Source organism: Rhodococcus sp. NPDC076796 (assembly GCF_040702765.1).
GTDB lineage: Bacteria > Actinomycetota > Actinomycetes > Mycobacteriales > Mycobacteriaceae > Rhodococcoides.
In genome coordinates this window covers 13,554-39,301 of record NZ_JBFBMS010000004.1, presented here as the reverse complement: position 1 = coordinate 39,301, position 25,748 = coordinate 13,554, and the positions used below count along the sequence as shown (strand labels likewise).

The 25,748-nt window shown below is 65.2% G+C and carries 19 protein-coding genes and 3 tRNA genes; 12 read left to right on the top strand and 10 right to left on the bottom strand.

All coding sequences use genetic code 11. From position 1 onward, the window contains the following. Positions 1–33: 33 nt before the first annotated feature. The 5 genes from AB0366_RS14155 (at position 34) to AB0366_RS14135 (ending at position 4,690) form a co-directional block, all read left to right on the top strand. Positions 34–107: transfer RNA gene (locus tag AB0366_RS14155), tRNA-Ile, on the top strand. A gap of 190 nt (positions 108–297) precedes the next feature. After that, positions 298–370: transfer RNA gene (locus tag AB0366_RS14150), tRNA-Ala, on the top strand. 414 nt (positions 371–784) lie between these two features. After that, on the top strand, positions 785–1,735 hold the full coding sequence (locus tag AB0366_RS14145; RefSeq protein ID WP_366244488.1) for an acyl-ACP desaturase: 951 nt from the start codon (positions 785–787) through the stop codon (positions 1,733–1,735). Positions 1,736–1,940: 205 nt separating this feature from the next. Then, on the top strand, positions 1,941–2,939 hold the full coding sequence (locus AB0366_RS14140) for a GGDEF domain-containing protein (protein ID WP_366244487.1): 999 nt from the start codon (positions 1,941–1,943) through the stop codon (positions 2,937–2,939). A 119-nt stretch (positions 2,940–3,058) separates the two neighbouring features. After that, complete coding sequence (locus tag AB0366_RS14135) at positions 3,059–4,690, top strand: alpha/beta hydrolase (protein ID WP_366244486.1); 1,632 nt, start codon at positions 3,059–3,061, stop codon at positions 4,688–4,690. Here the strand turns inward: AB0366_RS14135 and AB0366_RS14130 are convergent. After that, positions 4,685–5,065 (bottom strand): hypothetical protein, encoded by a 381-nt coding sequence (locus tag AB0366_RS14130; protein WP_366244485.1) that lies wholly within the window; start codon positions 5,063–5,065, stop codon positions 4,685–4,687. The genes AB0366_RS14135 and AB0366_RS14130 overlap by 6 nt on opposite strands. Positions 5,066–5,159: 94 nt before the next feature. Here AB0366_RS14130 and AB0366_RS14125 point away from each other — a divergent pair, with 94 nt between their 5' ends. Together AB0366_RS14125 and AB0366_RS14120 are read left to right on the top strand one after the other, a co-directional pair. Next, entirely contained in the window at positions 5,160–5,696 is a 537-nt protein-coding gene (locus AB0366_RS14125; RefSeq protein WP_094611383.1) for a peptidylprolyl isomerase, read from the top strand. Between the two features lie 24 nt (positions 5,697–5,720). Next, on the top strand, positions 5,721–6,650 hold the full coding sequence (locus AB0366_RS14120) for a rhomboid family intramembrane serine protease (protein ID WP_366244483.1): 930 nt from the start codon (positions 5,721–5,723) through the stop codon (positions 6,648–6,650). A 77-nt stretch (positions 6,651–6,727) separates the two neighbouring features. Here the strand turns inward: AB0366_RS14120 and AB0366_RS14115 are convergent, their stop codons facing one another. Together AB0366_RS14115 and crgA are read right to left on the bottom strand one after the other, a co-directional pair. After that, positions 6,728–7,213 carry a PH domain-containing protein gene (locus AB0366_RS14115; protein WP_366244481.1) on the bottom strand — a complete coding sequence of 162 codons (486 nt, stop codon included), beginning with the start codon at positions 7,211–7,213 and terminating at the stop codon, positions 6,728–6,730. Positions 7,214–7,249: 36 nt separating this feature from the next. Further along, positions 7,250–7,513 (bottom strand): cell division protein CrgA, encoded by a 264-nt coding sequence (crgA, locus tag AB0366_RS14110; RefSeq protein WP_121871646.1) that lies wholly within the window; start codon positions 7,511–7,513, stop codon positions 7,250–7,252. Positions 7,514–7,717: 204 nt separating this feature from the next. Here crgA and AB0366_RS14105 point away from each other — a divergent pair, with 204 nt between their 5' ends. Both AB0366_RS14105 and AB0366_RS14100 read left to right on the top strand, forming a co-directional pair. Continuing rightward, positions 7,718–8,464 (top strand): DUF881 domain-containing protein, encoded by a 747-nt coding sequence (locus AB0366_RS14105; protein WP_366244480.1) that lies wholly within the window; start codon positions 7,718–7,720, stop codon positions 8,462–8,464. Positions 8,465–8,477: 13 nt separating this feature from the next. Continuing rightward, the gene (locus tag AB0366_RS14100; protein ID WP_366244479.1) at positions 8,478–9,119 is read left to right on the top strand and encodes an aminodeoxychorismate/anthranilate synthase component II; all 642 of its coding nucleotides are present in this window, start codon (positions 8,478–8,480) and stop codon (positions 9,117–9,119) included. Positions 9,120–9,135: 16 nt separating this feature from the next. Here AB0366_RS14100 and pknB read toward each other — a convergent pair whose 3' ends face one another. The 7 genes from pknB to AB0366_RS14065 all read right to left on the bottom strand — a co-directional run bounded on the left by pknB (position 9,136) and on the right by AB0366_RS14065 (position 18,890). Beyond that, positions 9,136–11,076, bottom strand: a complete 1,941-nt coding sequence (gene pknB, locus AB0366_RS14095; protein WP_366244478.1) for a Stk1 family PASTA domain-containing Ser/Thr kinase — start codon at positions 11,074–11,076, stop codon at positions 9,136–9,138. Then, positions 11,073–12,440 (bottom strand): serine/threonine-protein kinase, encoded by a 1,368-nt coding sequence (locus AB0366_RS14090; protein WP_366244477.1) that lies wholly within the window; start codon positions 12,438–12,440, stop codon positions 11,073–11,075. Before AB0366_RS14090 ends, pknB begins: the two co-directional genes overlap by 4 nt. A 6-nt stretch (positions 12,441–12,446) precedes the next feature. Continuing rightward, on the bottom strand, positions 12,447–13,931 hold the full coding sequence (locus AB0366_RS14085; RefSeq protein WP_121871650.1) for a penicillin-binding protein 2: 1,485 nt from the start codon (positions 13,929–13,931) through the stop codon (positions 12,447–12,449). Then, complete coding sequence (locus AB0366_RS14080; protein ID WP_366244476.1) at positions 13,928–15,385, bottom strand: FtsW/RodA/SpoVE family cell cycle protein; 1,458 nt, start codon at positions 15,383–15,385, stop codon at positions 13,928–13,930. The genes AB0366_RS14085 and AB0366_RS14080 overlap by 4 nt, the downstream gene beginning before the upstream one ends. Beyond that, positions 15,382–16,821, bottom strand: coding sequence for a PP2C family serine/threonine-protein phosphatase (locus tag AB0366_RS14075; RefSeq protein ID WP_366244475.1), 1,440 nt, complete (start codon positions 16,819–16,821; stop codon positions 15,382–15,384). Before AB0366_RS14075 ends, AB0366_RS14080 begins: the two co-directional genes overlap by 4 nt. Further along, complete coding sequence (locus AB0366_RS14070; protein WP_037195344.1) at positions 16,818–17,282, bottom strand: FHA domain-containing protein; 465 nt, start codon at positions 17,280–17,282, stop codon at positions 16,818–16,820. The genes AB0366_RS14075 and AB0366_RS14070 overlap by 4 nt, the downstream gene beginning before the upstream one ends. Before the next feature lie 168 nt (positions 17,283–17,450). Then, complete coding sequence (locus AB0366_RS14065) at positions 17,451–18,890, bottom strand: FhaA domain-containing protein (RefSeq protein ID WP_366244473.1); 1,440 nt, start codon at positions 18,888–18,890, stop codon at positions 17,451–17,453. Positions 18,891–19,097: 207 nt separating this feature from the next. Here AB0366_RS14065 and AB0366_RS14060 point away from each other — a divergent pair. The 3 genes from AB0366_RS14060 (at position 19,098) to AB0366_RS14050 (ending at position 25,631) form a co-directional block, all read left to right on the top strand. Beyond that, a tRNA-Leu gene (locus AB0366_RS14060) sits at positions 19,098–19,183 on the top strand. Positions 19,184–19,597: 414 nt separating this feature from the next. Next, positions 19,598–24,187 carry a glutamate synthase large subunit gene (gltB, locus tag AB0366_RS14055; protein ID WP_366244472.1) on the top strand — a complete coding sequence of 1,530 codons (4,590 nt, stop codon included), beginning with the start codon at positions 19,598–19,600 and terminating at the stop codon, positions 24,185–24,187. Beyond that, positions 24,180–25,631, top strand: coding sequence for a glutamate synthase subunit beta (locus AB0366_RS14050; RefSeq protein ID WP_094616198.1), 1,452 nt, complete (start codon positions 24,180–24,182; stop codon positions 25,629–25,631). Before gltB ends, AB0366_RS14050 begins: the two co-directional genes overlap by 8 nt. The last annotated feature ends 117 nt before the right edge of the window (positions 25,632–25,748 follow it).

Genomic DNA, 25,748 nt, shown 5'->3' with positions numbered 1-25,748 from the left:
GGAGAGGTTTTCTTCGGTCCGAAGTAGTGATGAGGGCCTATAGCTCAGGCGGTTAGAGCGCTTCCCTGATAAGGAAGAGGTCGGAGGTTCAAGTCCTCCTAGGCCCACACCGAACGAACGAAAAGAGGCAGGACGTGAAAATCCTTCTTCTGGTCGCATCGGCGGTGATCGCAGTGCTGACACTATCGAAGGTGCGCTCGCAGCGCAGCGCAGACGGCGTCTGGCACAGCATCCCCACCGTGTGACAATCGCTCGGAGTGGACGTGTAAGGTTCGTCTACGATTACCGGCAACACCCGGGGCCTTAGCTCAGTTGGTAGAGCGCTGCCTTTGCAAGGCAGATGTCAGGAGTTCGAATCTCCTAGGCTCCACATCAAAAAGGACGTCCACTTCGGTGGGCGTCCTTTTTCGTGTCCCCAGCCGACCGCCCCAAAAGTCCACTCGATGTGACATTGACCCCCCAAAAGTCCACTCGATGTGACATTGAGTGCCCTCGAGTGCCGAGAGGCTCGAAGCGGATTCGACGGACCGATTGTGATCGGACCCAAGGCGGTCTGTGCTTCGGCGCCCACATATCCAGACAGTCGTCGGTTCTGTGTCGTATCGGTGGATCGGTCCTTAGCGTGGTCGGTGTGCAAGGCACGTCGGTTCTCGGACCGACGTGAATGATCGCGACGGCGCACCGCAGGGGGGTGTGCCGTCGTTCGATCTCGGCGGGCGGTGTTCGCCACTGTCTCGAATCGGTTGGCGATTCGGGCATCTCGATTCTCGAAGGAGCCCCGCAGATGACGCGTGTTCTCGATCATGAAGAGCTGTTGACGGAACTCGACGGCACGCTGGAAGCCAATTTGAATCGTCATCTGTCGATGGCGAAGGAATGGCATCCGCATGATTACGTTCCGTGGGATCTGGGTCGGAACTTTGCGGCGATGGGTGGGCAGGACTGGTCTCTCGAGCAGTCGTCGTTGTCGGAATTGGCTCGCACGGCGATGATCACCAATTTGCTCACCGAGGACAATTTGCCGTCGTATCACCGGGGGTTGGCAGACAATTTCTCGTTGGACGGTGCGTGGGGCACGTGGGTGGGTCGCTGGACTGCGGAAGAGAATCGTCACGGCATCGTCATGCGCGATTATCTGGTGGTGACCCGTGCGGTCGACCCCGTGGAGTTGGAGCGGGCTCGGATGCATCACATGACGGTGGGTATCGATGCGCCGATGGATGGCGCGAATTTTCTGCATTCGGTGGCGTACGTGACGTTTCAGGAGTTGGCGACGCGGGTGTCGCACCGAAACACGGGATTGGCGTGCGGAGATCCGGTGGCGGATCGAATGTTGGCTCGTGTTGCTGCGGACGAGAACCTGCACATGATCTTCTATCGGAACCTCGGTGAGGCGTCGCTGGATCTGGTGCCCGATCAGATGGTCCGCGCCATCACCGATGTCGCGACCGACTTCCAGATGCCAGGCCTGAACATGCCCAATTTCCGAAAGAACGCGATGACCTTGGCCAAGCACGGGATCTACGATCTCCGGCAGCATCTGGACGAGGTGCTGATGCCCGTGCTGCGCAAGTGGAAGATCTTCGAGCGCAACGATTTCACGGGTGAGGGCGAGCGGGATCGCGATCGACTGGCGGCGTTCGTCGAAGACTTGGCGGCCAAGGCGACCAAGTTCGAGGAGTCCCGCGATCGACTGCTTGCCAGGGAGGCAGCTCGCGCCGAGAAGGCATCCTGACCTGCTGCGCCGTCGCTGGCCAGAGTCGTGATCACGTCTCGGAGGTGTTAGAGTCCGGGCATCGTTGGGTCATGTGAGGCGATGGCCGTAGTGCGTGGGGAGGGCCGATGGTGCCTGGGGGGTATCGGGTGAGTGGTGGTGTTTCTTTCGGTGAACGCTGCCTCCACTCGGCCGAATCATGGCCTTGCACGGTTGGAATCGACTGGTGAGCAGGCCGAGGTTCGACGAGTCCGGCCGCATGCTCGCCGTATTCGCGGCCGTCACCACAGTTCTCTACGCTGCCAGCGCGATAGCGTCGTGGTCGAATCTGACCGGTGCGCAGCAGGTTCTGGCCGCGTTGGCTCTGCTACTGGGTCCGGCGGCGATCGTGGTGCTGGCGAGGGCGGGTGTGCCGAGTCCCAAACAGGCGGTGGGATTCGCGACCGCGTTGTCGGTGATGGCACTCGCCTGTGCGTTGGGGAGCAGCGACACCATGCCGGCGTTCTTGATCTGCGTCCAGGCGGCCATGTTCCTCGGGATGCACATCGGTGCGTTCTGGTCCGAACGCAGCGCAGGCATATGGGTTGCAGTACTTGCTGTTTCGGCGGTCATCGGAGCGGCGATCGCGCCGTACGGAACGCCGTTCATCAGTTACATCCTCGTGGCGCTCGGCATCGTCGGTGCGACGGAGGTGTTCGGTGTCTTCGCGCGCCGAATGCGCTATTCCGCGACGCACGACGCTCTGACCGGTCTGCTCAACCGATTCGGTTTCGAATCCAAGATCGAGAAGATGCTGCCGGCGTGTGCTGCTCGCGGATTGTCGGTCAGCCTCGCCGTGCTCGACCTGGACAATTTCAAGGAGATCAACGACGAGTACGGCCACATTGCCGGTGACGTCCTGCTCGCTCGGGTCTCGAAGGCTTGGAAGGGGCAGCTGACCAAACGGGACGTTCTCGGTCGGCTCGGCGGAGACGAGTTCGTGCTGTTCATGCCGGGGGTTCTCGAAAAGGAGGCCTGGCAGATCATCGAGCGACTGCGCGGCGCTCATCGTGCGGAATGGAGCGTCGGACTGGCGTGCATGCCCGCGGGTCGCCGCTGGGGTGAGATCTATCGGGCAGCCGACGCCGATCTGTACCGGGCGAAGCGAAGCAGGCCGCCGAGGACGAGTCGGCCGTCCGATCCCGACGCCGGCTACAGCGGCCCGATTCGCAGGATTGCGCAGTAGCACTCACTCGCTGCACCATTGATCCCCAGATTTCATCCACAGGCTGGGGATAGATTTCCCGGCGCGGTGTACTTCTCGCGTTGACTCGTCGACAACGACGATGCTGCGGGGGATATGCGATGGTCACTCTCGACGAGTTCACGTCATGGGACAGCCGAGTGCTGGCAGCCGCGTCCGAAGCGCTGATGCGGCGGTGGCGTGAAGTCGCTGCCGTGCACGATTCGGCAGCGGACGAGGTTGTGGGCAAGGGGTGGGACGGTCCCGCGGCCGAGGCGGCACGGGAAACTTTGAGACTCATGCGGTCCGATCTCGGAGATGCCGCAACCGAGTTGCTTCGGATCGCGAGATGTACCGCGGATGCCTCGATCGACATGGAGAGTCTGGTCGCTGCGCTCCGCTCGGTGGAGAGGACGGCGGCCGACGAGCGATTCGCCATCGGATCCGACGGCTCGGTGTACGACGCCGGCGCGTCGTATTCGGTTGCGCTCGTGGATCTGTGGGCGACGATGCGAGAGCGACGGCGATGCCGTGACGAGCTCGCCGAGCGAATCGCGCAGCTGATTCGTACGGCCACGGACTTCGACGACGTCCTTGCCCGACGCCTCGCCGGGGGAACCTCTGCAGCCTCCGTTGCGACGGCAATTGCGGCTTCGGTGCCGCGCGACGGGTCACCGGCGGCCAATGCCGCCTTCTGGAGCGCGCTCTCTCCTGCGGCACGCACCAGGCTGCTCGTCGAACAGCCGGCGCTGATCGGCAATCTCGACGGCCTACCTGGACGGGTGCGAGACAGCGCCAACCGTCGAGTGTTGGCCGCCGAGCGTATCCGCCTCCGCGCCGTCGAAGCCGAACTGCAGAAAGAGTTGGCCGACAACGTGTTCGGCGGGATCTTCAGTGACGCCGATGCCGGACTCGAACAGACTCGCACGCGGCTGGCATCACTCGATGCGATCGACGCGACGCTGGCGCAGGGGGCTCGGCAGCTTCTGGTCCTCGACAATTCTTCGTACGAGGAGACGATGGCGGCCATAGCGGTCGGCGATGTCGACACGGCGACCCATGTCGCCGTGTTCGTGCCCGGTCTCGGCTCGACCGTGCACGGACATCTTCTCCGCTACGACGGCGATATGGAGAACGTCAAAAATGCTGTGCAGCAACTTGTTTCACAGGATCCACCGGAGTCTGCGGCCGCAGTGACCTGGCTGGACTACCAGGCCCCTCAGCTGGGGTGGAGCTTGCTCGATCCGGATCGGACCGTGGTCTCGGGTGCGGCTGCGCAGGCGGGAGCGGATCGATTGGCTCCGTTTCTGGACGGCCTCGACGCCGCGCGTGCGAGCGATCCGCATCTGTCGGTGCTGGCTCACTCGTACGGATCCCTCACCGCGGCGTCGGCGCTCCGAGGCGACACCGGGGTCGACGAGTTCGTGGCTCTCGGGTCACCGGGATTCGGCACCCACAGCGTCGCAGATCTTCGGCTTCCCGTCGGACACGTGTTCGCGGCGGAGGCCGAGGGCGATATCGTCGCCGACCTGGGTGCGTTCGGCCGCGATCCGGGCGCACTGGACGGAGTCACGCTGCTCTCGACCGAGCGTTCCGACGGAGCCGGCGGCTCGATCGGGCACAGCGACTATCTCACCGAGGGCTCCACCAGCGGACACAACACCGCACTGGTCGTCGCCGACCGCAGCGCGGAGGTTGTGAACCGAACGAGGCCGGGTCTGCTCGATTTGCTGCAGAAGGTTCTGTACCTATGACGGCGTGTCGTCGTAGTCGGCCAGGCTCGGCGGAACATCGGCGGGCGGGGGCACCTCGTTGCGACGGCGGCCGAGGAAGAACACGACACCTCCGACGACGGCAGCAGCGGCACCGAACACCAGAATTCGCCGGGTCCGACGTGATCCCGAGTCGACCGTGACCAGCGCTCGGGTGCGATTTGCTTCGGCAATACGTTCCGCGGTCACTGCCCGGCGCTCCGCAGCTTGCTTGCGGGCCAGCCCGTAACCCTTCTTGGCCAACAGCAGGCCCACTCCGGCCGGGCCCTTGCTTGCGGCGGATGCGGCGCCGAGCAATGCGGACGCTGCGGTACCGGTGGTCGACCGACCCTGGTCGGACTTCGTTGTGCTCGTCATAGCCTCACTGTTCCACAACACGCCCCCGCTGAACCCTCCTGATACACCCGATTCGATGCCCGTTGTGAACTGCCCGATCACCCGAGGTGGCACGATGGAGGGCGTGACTTCACCAAACAAGACCCAAACGGCCACGCTGCACACCAACCGCGGCGATATCGTCATCGAACTGTTCGGCAATCACGCCCCCAAGACCGTCGCGAACTTCGTCGGCCTCGCGGACGGATCCAAGGAATACACGACGCAGAACGCGTCGGGTTCCAAGACCGGACCGTTCTACGACGGCGCGGTCTTCCACCGCGTCATCGACGGCTTCATGATCCAGGGCGGCGACCCCACCGGCACCGGTGCAGGTGGACCGGGCTACAAGTTCGAGGACGAGTTCCACCCGGAGCTCTCCTTCGATCGCCCGTACCTGCTGGCCATGGCGAACGCAGGCCCCGGCACCAACGGCTCGCAGTTCTTCATCACCACCGGCAAGACCCCGCACCTCAACCGCAAGCACTCGATCTTCGGTGAGGTCACCGACGAGGCGTCGAAGAAGGTCGTCGACGCGATCTCGAGCACGCAGGTCGGCCGCGGAGATCGCCCGGTCGACGAGGTCGTCATCAACAACGTCACCATCTCCTGATCTGACCGAAGGACTTTCCACAAGATGACGAACCCCGGCTGGGGTGGCGCGTACGGCGACCAGCCCAACCCACCCCAGTCGGTGTGCGTCCGACATCCCGATCGCCCCACCGGCCTGGCCTGTTCGCGCTGCGGCCGGCCGGCATGCCCGCAGTGTCTTCAGGCCGCGGCAGTCGGACAGCACTGCGTCGATTGCGTGCGCGAGGGCAACAAGAACGTCCGCACTGCGCAGACCGTCGCCGGTGCACCGATGGCACGATCGGCCAAGACCCCGCTGACGTACGCCCTGATCGCCATCAACGTGATTGTCTATGCCATCACGGTGGCGCAGTCCGGCGATCCGATGAACAACACCTCCGGATCCGCGCTCGCCCGGAGCTGGGCTCTCAACAGCCTGCTCGTCTCCGACGGCGACGTGTTCCGGCTGATCGGCAGCGGCTTCGTCCACTACGGGCCGATACACCTGCTCGTGAACATGTTCGCGCTGTACATCATCGGTCGCGACGTCGAACTCGTGCTCGGCCGAACCCGCTACCTGGTCGTCTACTTCCTCTCACTCCTCGGAGGAAGCGCGTCGGTGATGCTGCTGGAGAACCCGCTGGCGCTCACCGTCGGCGCGTCCGGTGCCGTCTTCGGTCTCCTGGGTGCACAGGCCGTCATTCTGCTGCGGCTCAAGCGAAGCCCGGCACCCATCCTCATCGTGATCGCGGTGAACATCTTCATCAGCATCTCGATCCCCAGCATCTCGCTGTGGGGACACATGGGCGGACTCGTCGCCGGAGCCGCCGCCACCGCCGGTCTGGTGTTCTTGTCCCACCTAACCCGAGACACGGGCCAACAGCGAACCATCGCCGGTGTGTCCATGGCCTGGCTTTCGGTCATCGCCGTCGCTGTGGTGTCGCTGGGCATCATCGCGATCCGCGTCCTCGACCTGCGCGCCCAGATGGGCCTCTAGCAAGTCCACTCGATGTGACATTGACCCCCCAAAAGTCCACCGAATGTCACATTGAGTACCCCCGGGGGCCCGGACGCTCAGGAGTCGCGTGGCACCAGACCGTGGATGTCGAGAGCGTCGTAAACGTCGCGAGGGTCGGTTCCGAGGTCCCATCTGCCGAAGATGATCAGTCGGTCGTCGTCTTCCCCGGGTGGGCGGATGTCGAGTTCGAGCATCGGTACGCGTCGTCCCAGTCGTGGGTATTTCACGATTTTGACGCGGACGATGTCGCGGCGGCTGTAGGTGCGTATGCCGCTGAGGCGTTTCATCACCAGTGATCCGTCGTGAGTGATGGCCAGTCGGGGGCGTTGTACGGCGGCGAGTGCGGCAATTATCCACATTCCGACGGCTGCGAGCCCGACGAGGAATGTTCCGGCCGCGTCGGTGGAGGAGAGTGCGGCACCGATTCCCAGGGCAATTCCGCCTGCGACCAGGGCCGCGACGGCGACGAGGGGCGTCGCCCATTGCTGTTCGTACACACCCTGTGGATCGTTCGTAGAGTTATCCACAGGGTTTATCCACATTGGGGATGAATGACATCGATGTAACTCGGTCGACTCTCAGCGCCACCGCATGGTCATCACGAGTCCGACGACCATGAACCCGAAGCCGATCAGGAAGTTGTAGGCACCGAGGTTTCCGATGAAGGCGATGTCCTCGGAAGCGAGGTAGTAGACGATCAGCCACAGCAGCCCGACCACCATGAATCCCAGCATCAGCACCACGTACCAGACCGGTGACGGCCCGGCGTTGACCTTGACCGGCGTACGGTTCGCCGGGTTGATCGTGTAGTCGTTCTTCTTCCGTACCTTCGACTTCGGCATTGCTTCCTCTTCGCGTTCGTGACGGTCCGCGGCAACTGCGGCCGTACCTGTGGACAACTGACGATCGGAACCTGTGGATCGGCGGGTGCCGCTTATCCCCAGGCTATTGTGACCTCGAGGACCGTGACGGTCACCGACCCGGTTGCTGTACACGCTAACGCAGGTGAGCCCAGCACCGACCCACCGGACAAATTGTGAGCACCCGTGACAGGACGATCGACTGCCCCCGCCGACACCCGCTGGTGGGTGCTCGCCGTCGCGGTGTGCGCTGTCGTCGGTCTGCTGCTCGGCACCACCAGGCATGTCTCGGACGGCACCGAGTTGCGCGGCGGGGATACCACCCGGCTCGCAGATCTGGTCGATGCGGCTCAACGCAGCAGTGATGATGCCCAGCGGAGCCGGGACACGCTCGAGCAACAGGTCGAGTCCATTCAGCAACGCACTGCGACGGGGGACACCGAGGTTGCCGACGCGTTGGTGCGTATCGATTCCCTGGCCGACGCGGCAGGACGCGAGCCCGCGTCCGGCGGGGGTGTGACCGTCACGATGGCCGACGCCCCCCGTGGTCCGGACGGTTCGTATGCGTCCGACGCATCGGTCGACGATCTGGTGGTTCATCAGGTCGATGTTCAGAGCGTGCTCAACGCGTTGTGGGCCGGCGGCGCGTCGGCGATCGCGATGCAGGATCAACGGCTGGTGGCCTCGTCGGCTCCGCGCTGCATCGGGAACACCCTTCTTCTCGGCGGGCGGACGTACAGTCCGCCGTACGTGATGACGGCGATCGGGGATTCGGATCGGCTGCGCGCGGCGTTGAAGAACGAGCCCGGTGTGCAGTTGTACGAGCAGTACGCGCTGCGATACGGCCTTCGCTACGACGTGGCAGCGTCCGAGGATCTCTCGGTGCCCGCGTACGACGAATCGGTGCGCATGCGGTATGCACAGCCTCGCTGAGTACGCTGTCCGCATGCGTATTCTCGTCGTCGACAACTACGACAGCTTCGTCTTCAACCTCGTCCAGTACCTGGGCCAGTTGAATGCCGATGTCGAGGTCTGGCGCAACGACGACGAGCGCCTCACCGACCGAGATGCCGTCGCGGCCCGTTTCGACGGCATTCTGCTCAGCCCGGGACCGGGCACGCCGCAGCGAGCAGGTGCCACGATGGATCTGGTCTCGGCCAGCGCTCGCACGAAGACGCCCCTGCTCGGGGTCTGTCTGGGCCATCAGGCGATCGGCGCAGCCTTCGGTGCCACGGTGGAGAAGGCCCCGGAACTGCTGCACGGCAAGACCAGCCTGGTGCACCATTCGGGCGTCGGAGTTCTCGAGGGGATGAACGAGCCCTTCACTGCCACTCGCTACCACTCGCTGACCGTCCGGGAAGACACGATCCCGGCCGAACTCGAGATCATCGGGCGCACCGAATCCGGCCTGGTGATGGCGATGCGGCACACCGAGCTACCGATTCACGGTGTCCAGTTCCACCCGGAGTCCATCCTCACCGAGGGCGGACACCGCATGCTGGCGAACTGGCTCACCGTCTGCGGGATGCCCACCGATCCCGGCCTCGTCGCCAAGCTCGAAGCCCAGGTCTCCGAAGCCTTCGCCTGAGCTCGACGCGAGGTGGCTAGCCGTTGGGGATACCCAGTACCCCGATGCTCACGGTGATGGTGTCGGTCTTGCTGATCTCGGAGCCCGCCGGCTGAGTCTGGTTGACGATTCGGCCGACCATCAGTGGGTCGAGTGTCGACTGGCTCGACGTCGACAGGTTCGACACCGTTCCGGTCCAGCCGGCCGATTCCAGTGCTGTCAACGCCTGGGTCTCGGTGAGGCCGGAGAGGTCCGGCATCGGGATCTTGTCGCCGTTCGAGACCCGCAACGTCACGACGGTGTTCTCGGCGACGTTGGCACCACCGGCGGGGTCCGTCGAGACGACCTGCCCCACAGGCTGACTGGAGTCGATGTTCTGGATCTGAACGCGGAGCCCGGCACCCTCGACGTTCGGCTGCGCGACGTCGACGAGCTGGCCGACGACGTTGGGCATCCGTACCTGCGCCGGCCCCGAACCGAGCGTGATGCGAACCTGTGAGTCGGCGTTCATGCTCACGCCCGAGGACGGGTTCTGCTCGACGACCCGGTCGAGGTTCTCCGGCGTCGACGGTGCACGGGCGACGGTGGGATCGAGTTCGAGGCCCACCTCGTTCAAGGCGTCCGACGCCTCCTGTTGGGTGCGTCCGGACAGTCGCGGTACCTGCACCTGCTGGGGGCCCGAGGAGACGTCGAGCTGAATGTCTCCGGGCGATTCGGTCTGCGACCCCGTGGCCGGGTTGGTGCCGATCGCGGAGCCCTCGGGAACCGACGCATCCGGCCTCTCCTGCACGGTGACGCGTAGGCCGACGTTCTCGAGCTGGCTCTGGGCCTCGTCGGCGGACAGCCCGGCGACGGACGGCACAGTGACGGTCTTGGGGTCCGCGCCGGGACCGAGCGACCACAGGAATGCTCCGACGATCGCGACGACGATGATCGACGCCGCGGAGATCAGCGCGATCTTCAGGCCTCGACGGTTCCTGGGTTCGTCCTCGGGTTCGGCGTGCCTCGACGCACGGGGCGTGGCGGCGGCGCCTGCGGCCGGTTTGTCCGCGCCGGAGAAGTCTGCCTGCCGGGAATCGACAGATCCGAGGATCGTGGTGCGGTCCTCGTCGTTCATGACCATCGGGGCGCTCGGTCGTTGACCTCCGAGGACGCGGACCAGGTCGGTGCGCATCTCGGCGGCGCTCTGGTAGCGGTTGGCGGGGTTCTTGGCCATCGCCTTGAGGATGATCGAGTCGAGCTCGCGCGGCACCGTGTCGTTGACCAGTGACGGCAGCTGAGGATCCTCGCGCACGTGCTGGTAGGCGACGGCGACCGGTGAATCGCCCTTGAACGGGGGCTCGCCGGTGAGGATCTCGAACAGCACACAGCCGAGTGAGTAGACGTCCGATCGAGCGTCGACCTGTTCGCCGCGGGCCTGCTCGGGTGAAAGATACTGAGCGGTCCCGATGACGGCCGCGGTCTGGGTCATCGGCGACGAGGAATCGGCGATGGCGCGCGCGATACCGAAGTCCATCACCTTCACCGCGCCGGCGTTGTTGATCATGATGTTCGCGGGTTTGACGTCGCGGTGCACGATGCCGTTGCGGTGGCTGAAATCGAGTGCAGCACAGACGTCGGCGATGACCTCCATGGCTCGACGCGGCGCCATGGGTCCTTCGGCGCGGACGATGTCGCGGAGGGTGTCGCCGTCGACGTACTCCATGACGATGAACGGGAGCGGACCGGCTTCGGTCTCGGCTTCACCGGTGTCGTACACGGCAACGATGGCGGGGTGGTTCAGTGCAGCCGCGTTCTGGGCTTCACGACGGAAGCGCAGGTAGAACGTGGGGTCGCGGGCGAGATCGGCGCGCAGAACCTTGATGGCGACGTCGCGGTCCAGCCGAGTGTCACGTGCCAGATGAACCTCGGACATGCCGCCGAAACCGAGTATCTCGCCCAGCTCGTAGCGAGAGGACAGCGTACGGGGAGTCGTCATGGTTGTCCTTGTGGATCTTGCTGGAATGGAATCTCGATCAGCGGCCGTCTCGTCGTCGTCTCCGTGGGCTCCGCCGAGGTCGTCGTGGTTTCCTCGGTGGTCGTCGGTTCCTGCGTGGTGGTCGTCGTGGTCGTGGTGGTTTCTTCGGTGGTGGTGGTTTCTTCGGTGGTCGTCGTGGGTTCGGTCGTCGTGGTCGTGGTGGTGGTCGGCTGCGTGGTGGTTGTGGTCGGTGGCACGAATGGCGTCGGCGTGTCGTCCCTGCCTCCGGTCAGCAGCACGTACCCGCCGATGAGGATGGCCAGCAGCAGCAGTCCGGCACCGCCCCAGGCGAGGGCCTTCTGTGCCGACGACATTCCGGCGGGCTCGGGTACTGCGGCGGCAGCCGTTCCGGTGGCCGGTCCGCGGTACTCGCGCTGCGACGTCGGCATCATCTGGGTGCTCGACGGCGACGGCGCAGGGCTGGGTACGACGCCCGGCATCATGACCCTGCCGGTGCCGGTACCGCGGGAGTTTCCGGGTGCGGGCGGGCGACGGCCGGCACGGACTGCGGCGACGGCGTCGGCGAATTCGCCACCGTTGGCGTAGCGCGCGGCCGGGTCCTTGACCATCGTGATCTCGATGAGCTCGCGTACGGCGGGGGGCAGGTCGAGCGGCATGGGGGCCGGCATTTCGCGGACGTGCTTCATGGCCACGGTCAGCGCGCCGTCGCCCACGAAGGGCCGCGTGCCCGCGAGTACCTCGTAGCCGACGACTCCGAGCGAGTAGACGTCGGAAGCCGAGGTGGCCTCCTCGCCGAGGGCCTGCTCGGGGGCGATGTACTGCGCTGTGCCCATGACCATTCCGGTCTTGGTCACCGGGGACGCGTCGACGGCTTTGGCGATGCCGAAGTCGGTGATCTTGACCTGCCCGGTGGGGGTGATCAGGATGTTGCCCGGCTTGACGTCGCGGTGGACGACGCCTGCGGTGTGCGCGATCTGCAGGGAACGGCCGGTCTGCTCGAGCATGTCGAGGGCGTGGCCGAGCGGCAACCGGGACATCCGACCCAACACGGCGTTGAGCGGTTCACCGTTGACCAGTTCCATCACCAGGTAGGCCAGTGATTCGCCCGCGCCGTCGCGGGTCTCGCCGTAGTCGTAGACCCCGGCGATTCCTGGGTAGTTCAGTTGCGCGGTGGTGCGTGCCTCGAACCTGAAGCGCTGCAGGAATTCCGGGTCCTCGGAGAACTCGGCCTTGAGTACCTTGACCGCGACACGGCGATCGAGGCGGTTGTCCATTGCTTCCCACACCTGCCCCATGCCGCCGGTGGCGATGAGGCGCAGAAGTCGATAGCGCTGCGCGATGACAGCCCCGTTGCTCAATGGCACGTTATGTCACCTCCCCTGCAATGCGGCTGCGATGACGGCGCGCCCGATGGGTGCGGCCACGGATCCACCCGTCGCGGCGAGTGCTCGGTCGCCGCCGTCCTCGACGATGACGGCGATGGCGACCTTGGGGTCGTCAGCGGGTGCGAAGCCGATGTACCACGCGTGCGGCGGGGTGTTGCGTGGGTCGGAACCGTGTTCTGCGGTACCGGTTTTCGACGCGATCTGGACGCCGGGGATCTTGCCCTCGCCGCTGGTGTTGTTCTCGGAGCCGATCATCAGATCGGTCAGCGTCGCCGCGGTGGCCGAGCTGATCGCTTCGCCCATGGCCTTGGGCTGATAGCTCGACAGGTCCGACAGGTCGGGAGACTGCAGCTGCTGCACCAGGTTCGGGGCCATCCGCACGCCGCCGTTGGCCACGGTGGCGGCGATGACGGCGTCCTGCAACGGGGTCAGCGCCACGTCGCGCTGGCCGATGCTGGATTGGCCGAGGGCGGCGTCGTCGTCGATGGGTCCGATGGTGCTGTCGGCGACGGTGAGCGGAATGGTCGAGTCCTCACCGATGCCGAACGCCGCGGAGGTCTCGCGCATCCTGTCCACCCCGGTGTCGATGCCGAGCTCGACGAAGGCGGTGTTGCACGAGCGTGCGAAAGCTTCACGCAGCGTTGCCGTCTGGCCGCCGCCGCACGTCGACCCGTTGTAGTTCTCCAGCGTCGTCGAGGTTCCCGGCAACGTGATGTTCGACGCGGCCGTGAGTTGATCGTCCGGTGTCGCGCCCGCTTCGAGTGCGGCCGCGGTGGTGATCACCTTGAACGTCGATCCGGGTGGGTAGGTCTGTGAGATCGCCCGGTTGACCATCGGCTTCTCGGGATCGTTGCTCAGGTTCTCCCATGCCGCGGTGGTGGTGCTGCCGTCGTGGCTGGCCAACAGGTTCGGGTCGTAGCTGGGGGTGCTGGCCATGGCCAGAATGTTGCCGGTGGCGGGGTCGAGGGCCACCACCGAGCCGGTGTATCCCTTGGCGGTCAGCTGGTCGTACGCGACCTGCTGAACGACGGGGTCGATGGTGGTGACGACGTTGCCGCCTCGGGGATCTCGGCCGGAGATGAGGTCGAACAGTCGTCCGCCGAAGAGCCGGTCGTCGGATCCGTTCAGTACGGGGTCCTCGGCGCGTTCGAGGCCGCTGCTCGAGTACAGCATCGAGTAGTAGCCGGTGATCGGCGCGTTGGCCTGCGGGCTGGCCGGGGAGATCGAATTCTGGGGGTAGGTGCGCAGGTACTTGTAGCGGTCGTCGGTGGGAATCGAGGACGCGAGCACCTGACCACCGGCCGAGATCTGACCGCGCTGGCGTGAGTATTCGTCAAGCAGCACTCGTGAGTTTCTCGGGTCGGTGCGCAGATCGTCGGCCTTGATGACCTGGAGGTAGGTGGCGTTGGCGAGCAACGCCACGACCATGACCATCACGGCGATGGACACGCGGCGCAGTGGAGTGTTCATGCGCGCTTCACCATCTCGGTGGGTGCCTCCGCGATGGGCGCTGCGGGGGCGGGCTTCTTCTTGGGCTTTGCCGGCTCACGGGCCGCGTCGGAGATCTTGATCAGCAGCGCGAGGAGCAGGTAGTTGGCGAGAAGCGACGATCCTCCGTAGGACAGATACGGCGTGGTGAGGCCGGTGAGTGGGATGAGTTTGGTGACGCCGCCGACGACGACGAACAGTTGGATGGCGATCGTGAACGACAACCCCGCGGCCAGCAGTTTGCCGAAGCTGTCGCGGACGGCCAGCGCGGTACGCATGCCGCGAATGATGAACAGCAAGTACAGGATCAGGACCGCGGTCAGGCCGATGAGGCCGAGCTCTTCTCCGACCGTCGCGATGATGAAGTCGGTCTTGGCGAACGGAACCTGGGACGGACGACCGCTACCGAGGCCGGTGCCCGCCAGCCCGCCCGTGGCGAAGCTGAACATCGACTGGACGATCTGGTAGCCGGTGTCGTTGTAGTCCTCGAACGGGCGCAGCCAGGTGTCGGTGCGGATCTTGACGTGGCCGAACACCTGATACGCGAACAGGAATCCGACGAGCAACAGCCCGAACCCGATGATCAACCAGCCGACGCGTTCGGTGGCGATGTAGATCATCACCAGGACGGTCCCGAAGATCAGCAGCGAGGTGCCGAGGTCCTTCTCGAACACCAGTACGCCGACGGAGACGATCCAGACGACCAGGATCGGACCGAGGTCGCGTGCCCGTGGGAAGTCCATTCCGAGGAAGTGCTTGCCGGCGACGGTGAACAGTTCGCGCTTGGCGACCAGCAACGATGCGAAGAAGATGAGCAACAGGATCTTCGCGAACTCACCGGGCTGAATGCTGAAGCCGGGCAGTCGGATCCAGATCTTCGATCCGTTGACCTCGGAGAATGCCGACGGCAGCATCGCCGGGATGGCCAGGAGCACCAGTCCGGCGAGCCCGACCGTGTAGCCGTAGCGAGCCAGGGTGCGGTAATCGCGCAGCAGCACCAGCAGAGCGACGAAACCGGCGATGGCCAGCGTCGTCCACAGCACCTGCTGGTTGGCATCGGGCGACGGAATGGGGTTGCCGAGATACTGGGCCTGCTGCTCGTCGGCGAGATCGAGGCGATGAATGAGCACCAGACCGAGTCCGTTGAGCAGCGCCACGATCGGCAGCAACAGCGGATCCGCGTAGGGCGCGAAGCGTCGTACGGCGAGGTGCGCCACCGTCATCAGCGCGAGATATGCCACCGCGTACTTCGCCAGGTCCCAGGTGATGGTCTGTTCCTGACTGGCTTCGACCAGTACCAGGGAGATCGTGGTGATCAGAACGGCTGCGCCGAGCAGCAGCAGCTCGACGCCGCGTCGGTTGGATTGAACCGGTGCGGGCGCGAATCCTTCGGGCGGACTCGGAAAGGACCCTCCCGTGGACGCAGTGGAACTCATCGAGTACCGGTCCTGCAGTTCTGACCGGGAATTTGCGGAACCGTCGGTGTCGGTACCGCAGTGGTGGTCGGTGCGGCCTCGGGAACGGGCTCTGCAGTGGGTGGCAACGGCACCCCGGGCGGCGGGATGATCGCCGTCGGAGTGGGCTCCACGGTCGTGGTGACGACCGGCTCGGTCTGGCACACCTGAAGCAGGTCACCGGAGGCCAACCGCTCGACCTGACCGCGCGCATCGTCGAGAGATCCCGACGGCAACCCGGCCGTGACCTGTTCCCGTGCGGCAGGCAGCAGATCGTCGATCTCGAACGGAACGCAGTCCGCCGGGGCGGCATCCGGCGAGGTCAATGTGACGGCTCCGTCGTCGTCGAGGCACCCCACCAGTTCCACGCTCTGCAGCGAGTAGCCGAGAACCGAACCGGGCAGACCGCGCAGGACGGTCACCTTGCTGTTGTCGGCACCGACGTAGTAATTGCCCTTGATGATCGAATTGGCAACGAGCACACCGATTCCCGCGAGAACGACCAGCGTCAGGGCGATGAGAGTCCAGCGCAGCTTGTGCGATTTCTTCTCGGGTGCGACAACCGGTGTGGTGACGCGCTTGGGCGTCGTGCGCGGGGGCCGCATCGCTGCGGCGCGCCCTGCTGCGGTGTTGGGCGGAGGAGCATCCTCCTCGTCTTCGGTGCTGGCGGCACCGCCGAGGATCGGGTGGCTCTGTCCGTAGTCGAGGTCGATCACATCGGCGACGACGACCGTCACGTTGTCCGGACCGCCGCTGCGAAGCGCGAGTTCGATCAGACGGTCGGCGCACGGGCCCGTCTCACCCTCGTTCAGGGTGTTCTCGATGGTTTCGTCGCTGACGACGTCCGAGAGACCATCGGAGCACAGCAGGTATCGGTCGCCCGCACGCACTTCCCGAACGGTGAGCGTCGGCTCGATCTCGTTGCCGGTGAGGGCCCGCATGATCAAGGAGCGTTGCGGGTGAGTGTGCGCCTGCTCGGCGGTGATGCGGCCCTCGTCGACGAGAGACTGAACGAAGGTGTCGTCTCGGGTGATCTGGGTGAGCGAGCCGTCGCGCAGCATGTACGCGCGCGAATCGCCGATGTGTACCAGTCCGATTCGCTTGCCCGCGAACAGGATTGCGGTCAGCGTGGTCCCCATGCCGTCGAGCTCGGGTTCGTCCTCGACCTGATCTGCGATGGACGCGTTGCCTTCGCGGGTGGCTGCTTCGAGCTTGCCCAGCAGATCCTCACCGGGCTCGTCGTCGTCGAGATGAGCCAGTGCGGCGATCATCAACTGCGAGGCCACTTCACCGGCGGCGTGACCGCCCATGCCGTCGGCCAGCGCCAGTAGCCGAGCCCCGGCGTACACGGAGTCCTCGTTGTTGGATCGAACCAGACCGCGGTCACTGCGGGCGGCATAGCGAAGGACGAGGGTCACGGGCGCAACTCGATCACGGTCTTGCCGACGCGGACAGGGGTTCCCAGGGGGACGCGAACGGCGGTGGTCACCTTCGCGCGGTCGAGGTAGGTGCCGTTGGTCGAACCGAGGTCTTCGACGTACCAATCACCGCCGCGGGGCGAGATTCGCGCATGCCGCGTCGACGAGTAGTCGTCTGTCAGAACGAGAGTGGAGTCGTCCGCGCGCCCGATGAGGACGGGCTGCGTGCCGAGCGAAATGCGCGTTCCGGCGAGACCGCCCTGGGTCACCACGAGGTACTTGGCCACCTTCTGCTTGTTGAACGACGGGAGAACTTTCGAGCCGCCGGAGTAGCGAGCAGGCACTCGCATGCCTGCGGCCGCATAGATGTCACTGCGCAAGGTGCGAAGGACGGCCCAGACGAAGAACCACAACAACAGCAGGAAGCCCGCCCTTGTCAGTTGCAGAATCAATCCCTGCACGACGATTCACCTCCTCCTTCGCAATCGACCTGCATCCCGCCCACGCGAAAAGCCGCGGCGCGGCAAATATGGTTGCCTCGCAGCATCATAGGGTGAAGCAGCTCGTGTGGACGACATACGGGTGGACGAGAGTGCGAGTCCAACCCCCACCCGAGACCACGTCGATCGTCAGACGATCCGGACCAGAATCTCGGAGTGACCGGCCCGAATGACGTCGCCGTCGGCCAATTGCCAGTCCTGCACCGGAGCGCCGTTGACGGTGGTGCCGTTGGTGGAACCGAGATCGGAGAGCATGGCTACGCGGCCGTCCCACCGGATCTCGATGTGCCGACGCGAGACACCGGTGTCGGGGAGTCGGAACTGTGCGTCCTGGCCACGGCCGATGATGTTCTGGCCGTCACGGAGCTGGAAGTAGCGGCCGCTGCCGTCTTCGAGTTGCAGCGTCGCGGCCAGCGCCTGACTCTGACCTGCGTACGAGGCGGGCTGGTCGTAGCCGTACCCGTCGCCGCGGTCGCCTCCGCCCTGCGGGTAGCCACGGCCGTAGGCGGCCGGAGCAGGCGGGTAGTCGTAGCCGGGCTGCTGGTAGCCGGGCTGCTGATATCCGGCGGCCTGGGGCTCGGCGTAGCGGCCGGCCGGGTCGTTGTACGCCTGCTCCTGGTAGGGGGCCTCGGAGTACGCGGCACCCTGTTCGGCGGCGTTGTAGTCGTAGCCCTGGCCGTTGTAGCCCTGTGCGTCGTAAGCCTGGGCGTCGTACCCCTGCGCGTTGTAGCCCTGGGCGTCGTAGCCCTGATCCTGGCCGCCGGGCGCGCCGTAGGCGTGGGGGTCGTAGCCCTGTTCCTGGCCGGCTGCGCTGTAGGCCTGGCCCTGCTCGGGGTACGACTGCTCGTCGTAGCCGCCGTTGTACGGCTGCTGGTCGTAGCGCGGATCGTGATCGGCGGGCGCGTAGGCCTGGGCGTCGTACCCGTTCTGCTCACGTGCGGGCTGCTCACGTGCGGGGTAGCGCGGATCCTGGCCACCGGCGTAACCGTTGCGCGCGCGCGGATCGGGACGATGACCGTCCGCGGGGTCGCGCTGCGGGTCGTAGCCTGGGTTCTGCGTCATGTGGCCGGCTCCTGGTGTCGACATCGGTGGGGCAGACGGTCGCTGCGTAGCTGAAGGGACGGGACTCGGTGCTGCTTGTGCCGACGCGCCCTGCTGCGCGGACTCGTTCCGTGCAGCAGTCGCCGATCGTCCCACATCGGGATCGACCGAGCCACTGGCACGGAACTGCCCGGTGTGAAGGGTGGGCGACGGCTCGAAGCGAACCACCACGTCGCCGTAGGTCTGCCAGCCTTGATCGCGGATGTAATCGTCGAGGTGACGTGAGAACGCCTTGACCGTGAGTGCTCGATCACCGGCGAGTTCGTCGTGGTCCGAGCTGTTGATCGTGATGACGTAGCTGTTGGGTGCCAGGAGATGCCCGCCGTCCAGAGGGCGAACCAGATCCGACGCTTCCTGCTGGAGCGCTGCCTCCACCTCTGCCGGTACGACGCCTCCGCCGAACACGCGGGCGAAGACGTCGCCGACAGCGCCTTGGAGCTTGCGTTCGAAACGCTGAACGATGCCCATCGTGACCCCTCCTCTCACTGTGTTCTTCCACCGTGTGGTGCCTGCTGGTGTGCAGGACGCGACGGCCGCGTGTCATCACGAAGTCGCGCTGCAAGCATGATATACGGTGCCACCGACGGGGAGTGCCCGCCGCCGTCGGCTCCCGGCAGCTCGACGCGGCGATTTTCGAGCGCGGCATGGTGCGTGTTAGTGTTCTCGCCGTTACCCGGGCGGGTGGCGGAATGGCAGACGCGCTGGCTTCAGGTGCCAGTGTCCTTATGGACGTGGGGGTTCAAGTCCCCCTCCGCCCACCACACTGGCCGCAGCTGATTCGATCGCTGCGGCCAGTAGTTTTTTCCGGGTCCCGTTCCTCGAATCGTCTTACAGTCCTGTGATTCTCGGCCGATGTCGGCAGCGAAGTCGAATACCCGGTCCCCAGGATGTCTCGCATACGGAAATTCGCAGGTGAAAGCCCATAATAGGCTTACCTTATTTGCGGGGGCACCCAGGTACTGACTTATCGTTCGTAGTTGGATCGGCCTCACCACGGCCGGATCCGCCCCGACCTCACTTTTCTACCACGCGCCCACCTGCTCGTGCAGAGGAAAGCGTCGACGATCGACAGGTGCAGCTTCAACGGCGAGGACGCACCGCAGGCCGTTCGTGCAGCCGGTTACACCACACCGTCGCCGACGAGTATCAAGGCTGGACTTATCCGAAGGCTAGGTATGAAGCACACTCCGGGCCCGCAAGGCCTCTACGATCCCGCCAACGAACACGACTCCTGTGGTGTCGCGTTCGTGGTGGACATGCACGGTCGACGCAGTCGCGACATCGTCGAGAAGGCGATCACCGCACTGGTCAACCTCGAGCACCGCGGTGCTGCCGGCTCCGAACCGAACACCGGTGACGGTGCGGGCATTCTGATCCAGGTTCCGGACGCGTTCTTCCGCGCCGTCGTAGATTTCGAGCTCCCCGCGCCGGGCGCGTACGCAACCGGTGTCGCATTTCTTCCGCAGGGCCGTAGCGATGCAGCACGCGCCTGCGAAGGTGTCGAGCGCATCGTCGAGAGCGAGGGCCTGACGGTTCTCGGTTGGCGTGAGGTCCCCACCGACGACTCCTCCCTCGGCGCTCTGGCGCGCGACGCGATGCCGACCTTCCGTCAGTTGTTCCTCGCTGCCCCCGACGCGTCGATCACCGACCTCGAACTCGAGCGTCGTGCGTTCGTCATCCGCAAGCGGGTCGAGCACGAGCTGGGCGAAGAGGGCGCGGGCAAGGACGGCCCCGGCCGCGAAACCGTGTACTTCCCGTCGCTGTCCTCGCAGACCTTCGTCTACAAGGGCATGCTGACCACTCCTCAGCTCAAGGGCTTCTACCTCGACCTGCAGGACGATCGCGTCGAAAGTGCACTGGGACTTGTGCATTCGCGCTTCTCGACCAACACGTTCCCGTCCTGGCCGCTGGCGCATCCGTTCCGACGCGTCGCCCACAACGGCGAGATCAACACCGCGACCGGCAACGAGAACTGGATGCGTGCCCGCGAGGCACTCATCACCTCCGACGTGTTCGGCGGCTCCGATGCGCTCGAGAAGATCTTCCCCGTGGTCACCCACGGAGCAAGTGACACAGCACGTTTCGACGAGGTGCTCGAGCTGCTGCACCTCGGTGGACGCAGCCTGCCGCACGCCGTGCTCATGATGATTCCCGAGGCGTGGGAGCGGCACGAGTCCATGGACCCCGCACGTCGGGCGTTCTACAAGTACCACTCCTCGCTGATGGAGCCCTGGGACGGACCGGCCTCGGTGTGCTTCACCGACGGCACCGTCATCGGCGCGGTCCTGGACCGCAACGGCCTGCGCCCGAGCCGGCTGTGGGTCACCGACGACGGCTTGGTCGTCATGGCCTCCGAGGTCGGCGTTCTCGACATCGATCCGTCGAAGGTCGTCCGCAAGGTTCGCCTGCAGCCGGGCCGCATGTTCCTGGTGGACACCGCGCAGGGCCGCATCGTCTCCGACGACGAGATCAAGGACGAGCTCGCCGCCGAGCATCCGTACCAGCAGTGGCTCGACGAGGGCCTGACCTCGATCGACGACCTGCCCGAGCGTCCGCACGTGCACATGCCGCACGACCGCGTGCTCATCCGTCAGCAGATCTTCGGGTACACCACCGAGGAACTGAACGTGCTGGTCTCGCCCATGGCGAAGTCCGGCGCCGAGGCCATCGGTTCCATGGGTACCGATACCCCGATCGCTGTGCTGTCGGCTCGCCCGCGGATGCTCTTCGACTACTTCTCGCAGCTGTTCGCGCAGGTCACCAACCCGCCGCTCGACGCGATCCGCGAGGAGATCGTCACCAGCCTCGGCGGCACCATCGGACCCGAGGGCGATCTGCTCAACCCGGGTGCCGACGGCTGCAAGCAGATCGTGCTGCCGCAGCCGATCCTGCACAACGACGACCTCGCCAAGCTCGTTCACATCAACGACGAGGGCACGCAGGAAGAACTTCGCTCGGTGGTCGTGCGTGGTCTCTACCCCGTCTCCGAGGGCGGTGAGGGTCTGCGAAAGTCGTTGGAGGCCATCCGCGCTCAGGTTTCGGCGGCCATCTCCGGTGGCGCGCGGATCATCGTGCTCTCGGACCGCGAGTCGAGCGAGAAGCTCGCTCCGATCCCGTCGTTGCTGCTCACCTCCGCGGTCCACCATCACCTGGTGCGCGAGAAGACCCGAACCAAGGTCGGCCTGATCATCGAGGCCGGTGACGCCCGCGAGGTGCACCACATGGCTCTGCTCATCGGTTTCGGTGCGGCAGCGGTCAACCCGTACATGGCGTTCGAGTCGATCGAGGACATGATCGAGCGCGGTGCCCTCACCGACATCGATTTCGACAAGGCCGTCTCCAACTACATCAAGGCCGCGGGCAAGGGCGTGCTGAAGGTGATGTCCAAGATGGGCATCTCGACTCTCGCGTCGTACACCGGAGCCCAGCTGTTCCAGGTCATCGGCCTCTCGCAGGAACTGGTCGACGAGTACTTCACCGGCCTCAACAGCCACCTCGGCGGAATCGATCTCGATCAGGTCGCCGACGACGTCGCAGCGCGGCATGCGGTCGCGTACCTCGACAACCGTCAGGAGCGCGCGCACCGCGAGCTCGAGACCGGTGGCGAATACCAGTGGCGTCGCGAAGGGGAGTACCACCTCTTCAACCCGGACACGGTGTTCAAGCTGCAGCACTCCACCCGCACCGGCCAGTACGACATCTTCAAGGAATACACGAAGATGGTCGACGACCAGTCCGAGCGGCTCGCGTCGCTGCGTGGGCTGTTCCGCTTCAAGACCGAAGAGCGGCAAGCCATTTCGATCGACGAGGTCGAGCCGGCCAGCGAGATCGTCAAGCGTTTCTCGACGGGCGCGATGAGCTACGGCTCCATCTCGGCCGAGGCGCACGAGACCCTCGCCATCGCCATGAACCGTCTCGGCGGGCGCTCGAACTCCGGTGAGGGCGGCGAGGACGTCTCGCGGTTCGAGCCGGACGAGAACGGCGACTGGCGACGCAGTGCCATCAAGCAGGTCGCGTCGGGACGTTTCGGCGTCACCTCGCACTACCTGACCAACTGCACCGACATCCAGATCAAGATGGCGCAGGGAGCCAAGCCCGGTGAGGGCGGCCAGCTTCCGGCGCACAAGGTGTACCCGTGGGTCGCCGAGGTTCGGCATTCGACGCCCGGCGTCGGCCTGATCTCGCCGCCGCCGCACCACGACATCTACTCCATCGAGGATCTCGCGCAGCTGATCCACGACCTGAAGAACGCCAACCCGCAGGCCCGCATCCACGTGAAGCTGGTCTCCGAGGTCGGCGTCGGAACGGTCGCCGCCGGTGTGTCCAAGGCGCACGCCGACGTGGTGCTCATCTCGGGCCACGACGGCGGCACCGGCGCGACGCCGCTGACGTCGGTCAAGCACGCGGGTGGACCGTGGGAGCTCGGTCTGGCCGAGACCCAGCAGACGTTGCTGCTCAACGGACTTCGTGATCGCATCGTCGTGCAGGTGGACGGACAGCTCAAGACCGGCCGCGACGTCATGGTTGCCGCTCTGCTCGGCGGCGAGGAGTTCGGTTTCGCCACCGCTCCGCTCGTGGTCTCGGGCTGCATCATGATGCGCGTCTGCCATCTCGATACCTGCCCCGTGGGTGTTGCGACCCAGAATCCGTTGTTGCGCAAGCGTTTCGCGGGCAAGCCGGAGTTCGTCGAGAACTTCTTCATGTTCATCGCCGAAGAGGTTCGCGAGCTCATGGCCGAGCTCGGGTTCCGCACGCTCGACGAGGCCGTCGGTCAGGTGGGTCTGCTGGACACCACTGCGGCCAAGGAGCACTGGAAGGCGTCGAAGCTGGATCTGTCGCCGATCCTCGAAGAGGTCGAGTCGGCGTTCATGAACCAGAACCTCTACAACACCGGCGTCCAGGATCACGGCCTCGACAAGGCTCTCGATCAGCAGCTGATCTCGGCCAGCCGCAATGCGTTGGACAAGGGTGAGAAGGTCGCGTTCGAGTCCAAGATCACCAACGTCAACCGCACCGTCGGCACGATGCTCGGGCACGAGGTCACCAAGGCGTACGGCGGCGTCGGACTGCCCGACGACACCATCGAGATCACGTTCACCGGCTCGGCCGGCAACAGCTTCGGTGCGTTCGTGCCCTCCGGTATGACACTGCGTCTGAACGGCGACGCCAACGACTTCGTCGGCAAGGGACTCTCCGGTGGACATCTGGTTTTGCGTCCGTCGTTGAACGCTCCGAAGGGATTCGTCGCCGAGGACAACATCATCGGCGGCAACGTGTTCCTGTTCGGTGCCACCAGCGGTGAGGCTCTCATCCGCGGTGTCGTCGGCGAGCGTTTCGCCGTTCGCAACTCCGGTGCCGTTGCCGTCGTCGAAGGCGTCGGCGATCACGGCTGCGAGTACATGACCGGCGGCAAGGTCGTCATTCTGGGCTCGACGGGCCGCAACTTCGGTGCCGGTATGTCCGGCGGCGTCGCGTTCGTCTTCGATCCGGACAAGACGTTCGAGGCCAACCTCAACACCGAGCTGGTCGACATCGAGGAGCTCGAAGGTGACGAGTTCACCTGGCTCCGCGACATCGTCACTCGCCATCAGGAGCAGACCGGCTCCGAGGTGGCCGAGCGGATCCTCGCGGATTGGTCACAGCAGGTGAACCATTTCGTGAAGGTCATGCCTCGCGACTACAAGAAGGTACTGCTGGCCATCTCCGAAGCCGAGAAGAACGGCGCGGACGTGGACGAAGCGATCATGGAGGCAGCTCGTGGGTGACCCACAGGGATTTCTGAAGAACACGGTTCGCGAAGTACCGAAGCGGCGGCCCGTCGACCTGCGCCTGATGGACTGGAAAGAGGTCTACGAGGACTTCTCGAAGGACACCCTGCGCACTCAGGCGAGTCGATGCATGGACTGCGGTATTCCGTTCTGCCACAACGGGTGCCCGCTGGGGAACCTGATTCCCGAGTGGAACGACCTGGTGTTCAAGGACCGCTGGCGCGACAGCATCGATCGGTTGCACGCCACCAACAACTTCCCGGAATTCACCGGACGGCTGTGCCCCGCCCCGTGCGAGGCGTCGTGCGTCCTGGGCATCAACCAGGATCCGGTCACCATCAAGCAGGTCGAGGTCGAGATCATCGACAAGGCCTTCGAAGAGGGCTGGGTGACGCCGGTCTATCCGACGCATCTCACCGGTAAGACCGTCGCCGTCGTCGGCTCCGGACCCGCGGGACTCGCTGCAGCGCAGCAGCTCACCCGCGCCGGCCACACCGTCACGGTGTTCGAGCGGGCCGATCGTATCGGCGGACTGCTGCGCTACGGCATCCCCGAGTTCAAGATGGAGAAGCGCCACATCGATCGTCGGCTGGCGCAGATGGAGGCCGAGGGCACCGTCTTCCGTACCGGTGTCGATGTGGGCGTGGACATCTCGGCCGACGAACTGCGCGAGCAGTTCGACGCCGTGGTCCTCTCCGGCGGTGCCACCGCATGGCGCGACCTGCCCATCGAGGGCCGCGAGCTCGACGGCATCTACCAGGCCATGGAGTTCCTGCCGCACGCCAACCGCGTCCAGCAGGGCGACTTCGCTGCGCCGCCCGTCAGCGCCGAGGGCAAGAAAGTCGTCATCATCGGCGGCGGCGACACCGGTGCCGACTGCCTCGGAACCTCGCACCGTCAGGGCGCCGAGAGCGTCCACCAGTTCGAGATCATGGCCCGCCCGCCCGAGGAGCGTGCGACGTCCACCCCGTGGCCGACGTACCCGCTGATGTACCGGGTGGCGTCCGCACACGAGGAAGGTGGCGAGCGCGTCTTCTCGGTCAACACCGAGCGTTTCGTCGGCGAAGACGGCAAGGTCACCGCGCTCGAAGCCTGCGAGGTCGAGTTCAAGGCAGGCAAGTTCGAGAAGGTCGAGGGCAGTGAATTCACCCTCGAGGCCGATCTGGTTCTGCTCGCCATGGGATTTGTCGGACCGGACAAGGGCGGCTTGCTGACCGACCTGGGTGTCGACTTCAACCAGCGCGGCAACGTCGAGCGCACCAACGAGTGGGTCACCAACGTTCCCGGCGTGTTCGTCGCCGGAGACATGGGTCGCGGCCAGTCGCTCATCGTGTGGGCCATCGCCGAGGGCCGCTCCTGCGCGGCCGCCGTCGACACCTTCCTGCAGGGAGCAACCGCACTGCCGTCGCCGATCGTGCCCACCCAGGCACCGCAGCGGTAAGTCGCGTTTTTCTGCCGAGCTCGAAGTTATGGATGGATTACGGTCCGATTCCGTCCATAACTTCGAGCTCGGCTGCGTTTCATGACCTCGCCCACACGGTTACGTCCGTTAACCATG

Coding starts and splice junctions, on each gene's coding strand:
- AB0366_RS14145 (WP_366244488.1), top strand. CDS start 785: ATGACGCGTGTTCTCGATCATGAAGAGCTGTTGACGGAACTCGACGGC.
- AB0366_RS14135 (WP_366244486.1), top strand. CDS start 3,059: ATGGTCACTCTCGACGAGTTCACGTCATGGGACAGCCGAGTGCTGGCA.
- AB0366_RS14130 (WP_366244485.1), bottom strand. CDS start 5,065: ATGACGAGCACAACGAAGTCCGACCAGGGTCGGTCGACCACCGGTACC.
- AB0366_RS14125 (WP_094611383.1), top strand. CDS start 5,160: ATGGAGGGCGTGACTTCACCAAACAAGACCCAAACGGCCACGCTGCAC.
- AB0366_RS14120 (WP_366244483.1), top strand. CDS start 5,721: ATGACGAACCCCGGCTGGGGTGGCGCGTACGGCGACCAGCCCAACCCA.
- AB0366_RS14115 (WP_366244481.1), bottom strand. CDS start 7,213: ATGTGGATAAACCCTGTGGATAACTCTACGAACGATCCACAGGGTGTG.
- crgA (WP_121871646.1), bottom strand. CDS start 7,513: ATGCCGAAGTCGAAGGTACGGAAGAAGAACGACTACACGATCAACCCG.
- AB0366_RS14100 (WP_366244479.1), top strand. CDS start 8,478: ATGCGTATTCTCGTCGTCGACAACTACGACAGCTTCGTCTTCAACCTC.
- pknB (WP_366244478.1), bottom strand. CDS start 11,076: ATGACGACTCCCCGTACGCTGTCCTCTCGCTACGAGCTGGGCGAGATA.
- AB0366_RS14085 (WP_121871650.1), bottom strand. CDS start 13,931: ATGAACACTCCACTGCGCCGCGTGTCCATCGCCGTGATGGTCATGGTC.
- AB0366_RS14080 (WP_366244476.1), bottom strand. CDS start 15,385: ATGAGTTCCACTGCGTCCACGGGAGGGTCCTTTCCGAGTCCGCCCGAA.
- AB0366_RS14065 (WP_366244473.1), bottom strand. CDS start 18,890: ATGGGCATCGTTCAGCGTTTCGAACGCAAGCTCCAAGGCGCTGTCGGC.
- gltB (WP_366244472.1), top strand. CDS start 19,598: ATGAAGCACACTCCGGGCCCGCAAGGCCTCTACGATCCCGCCAACGAA.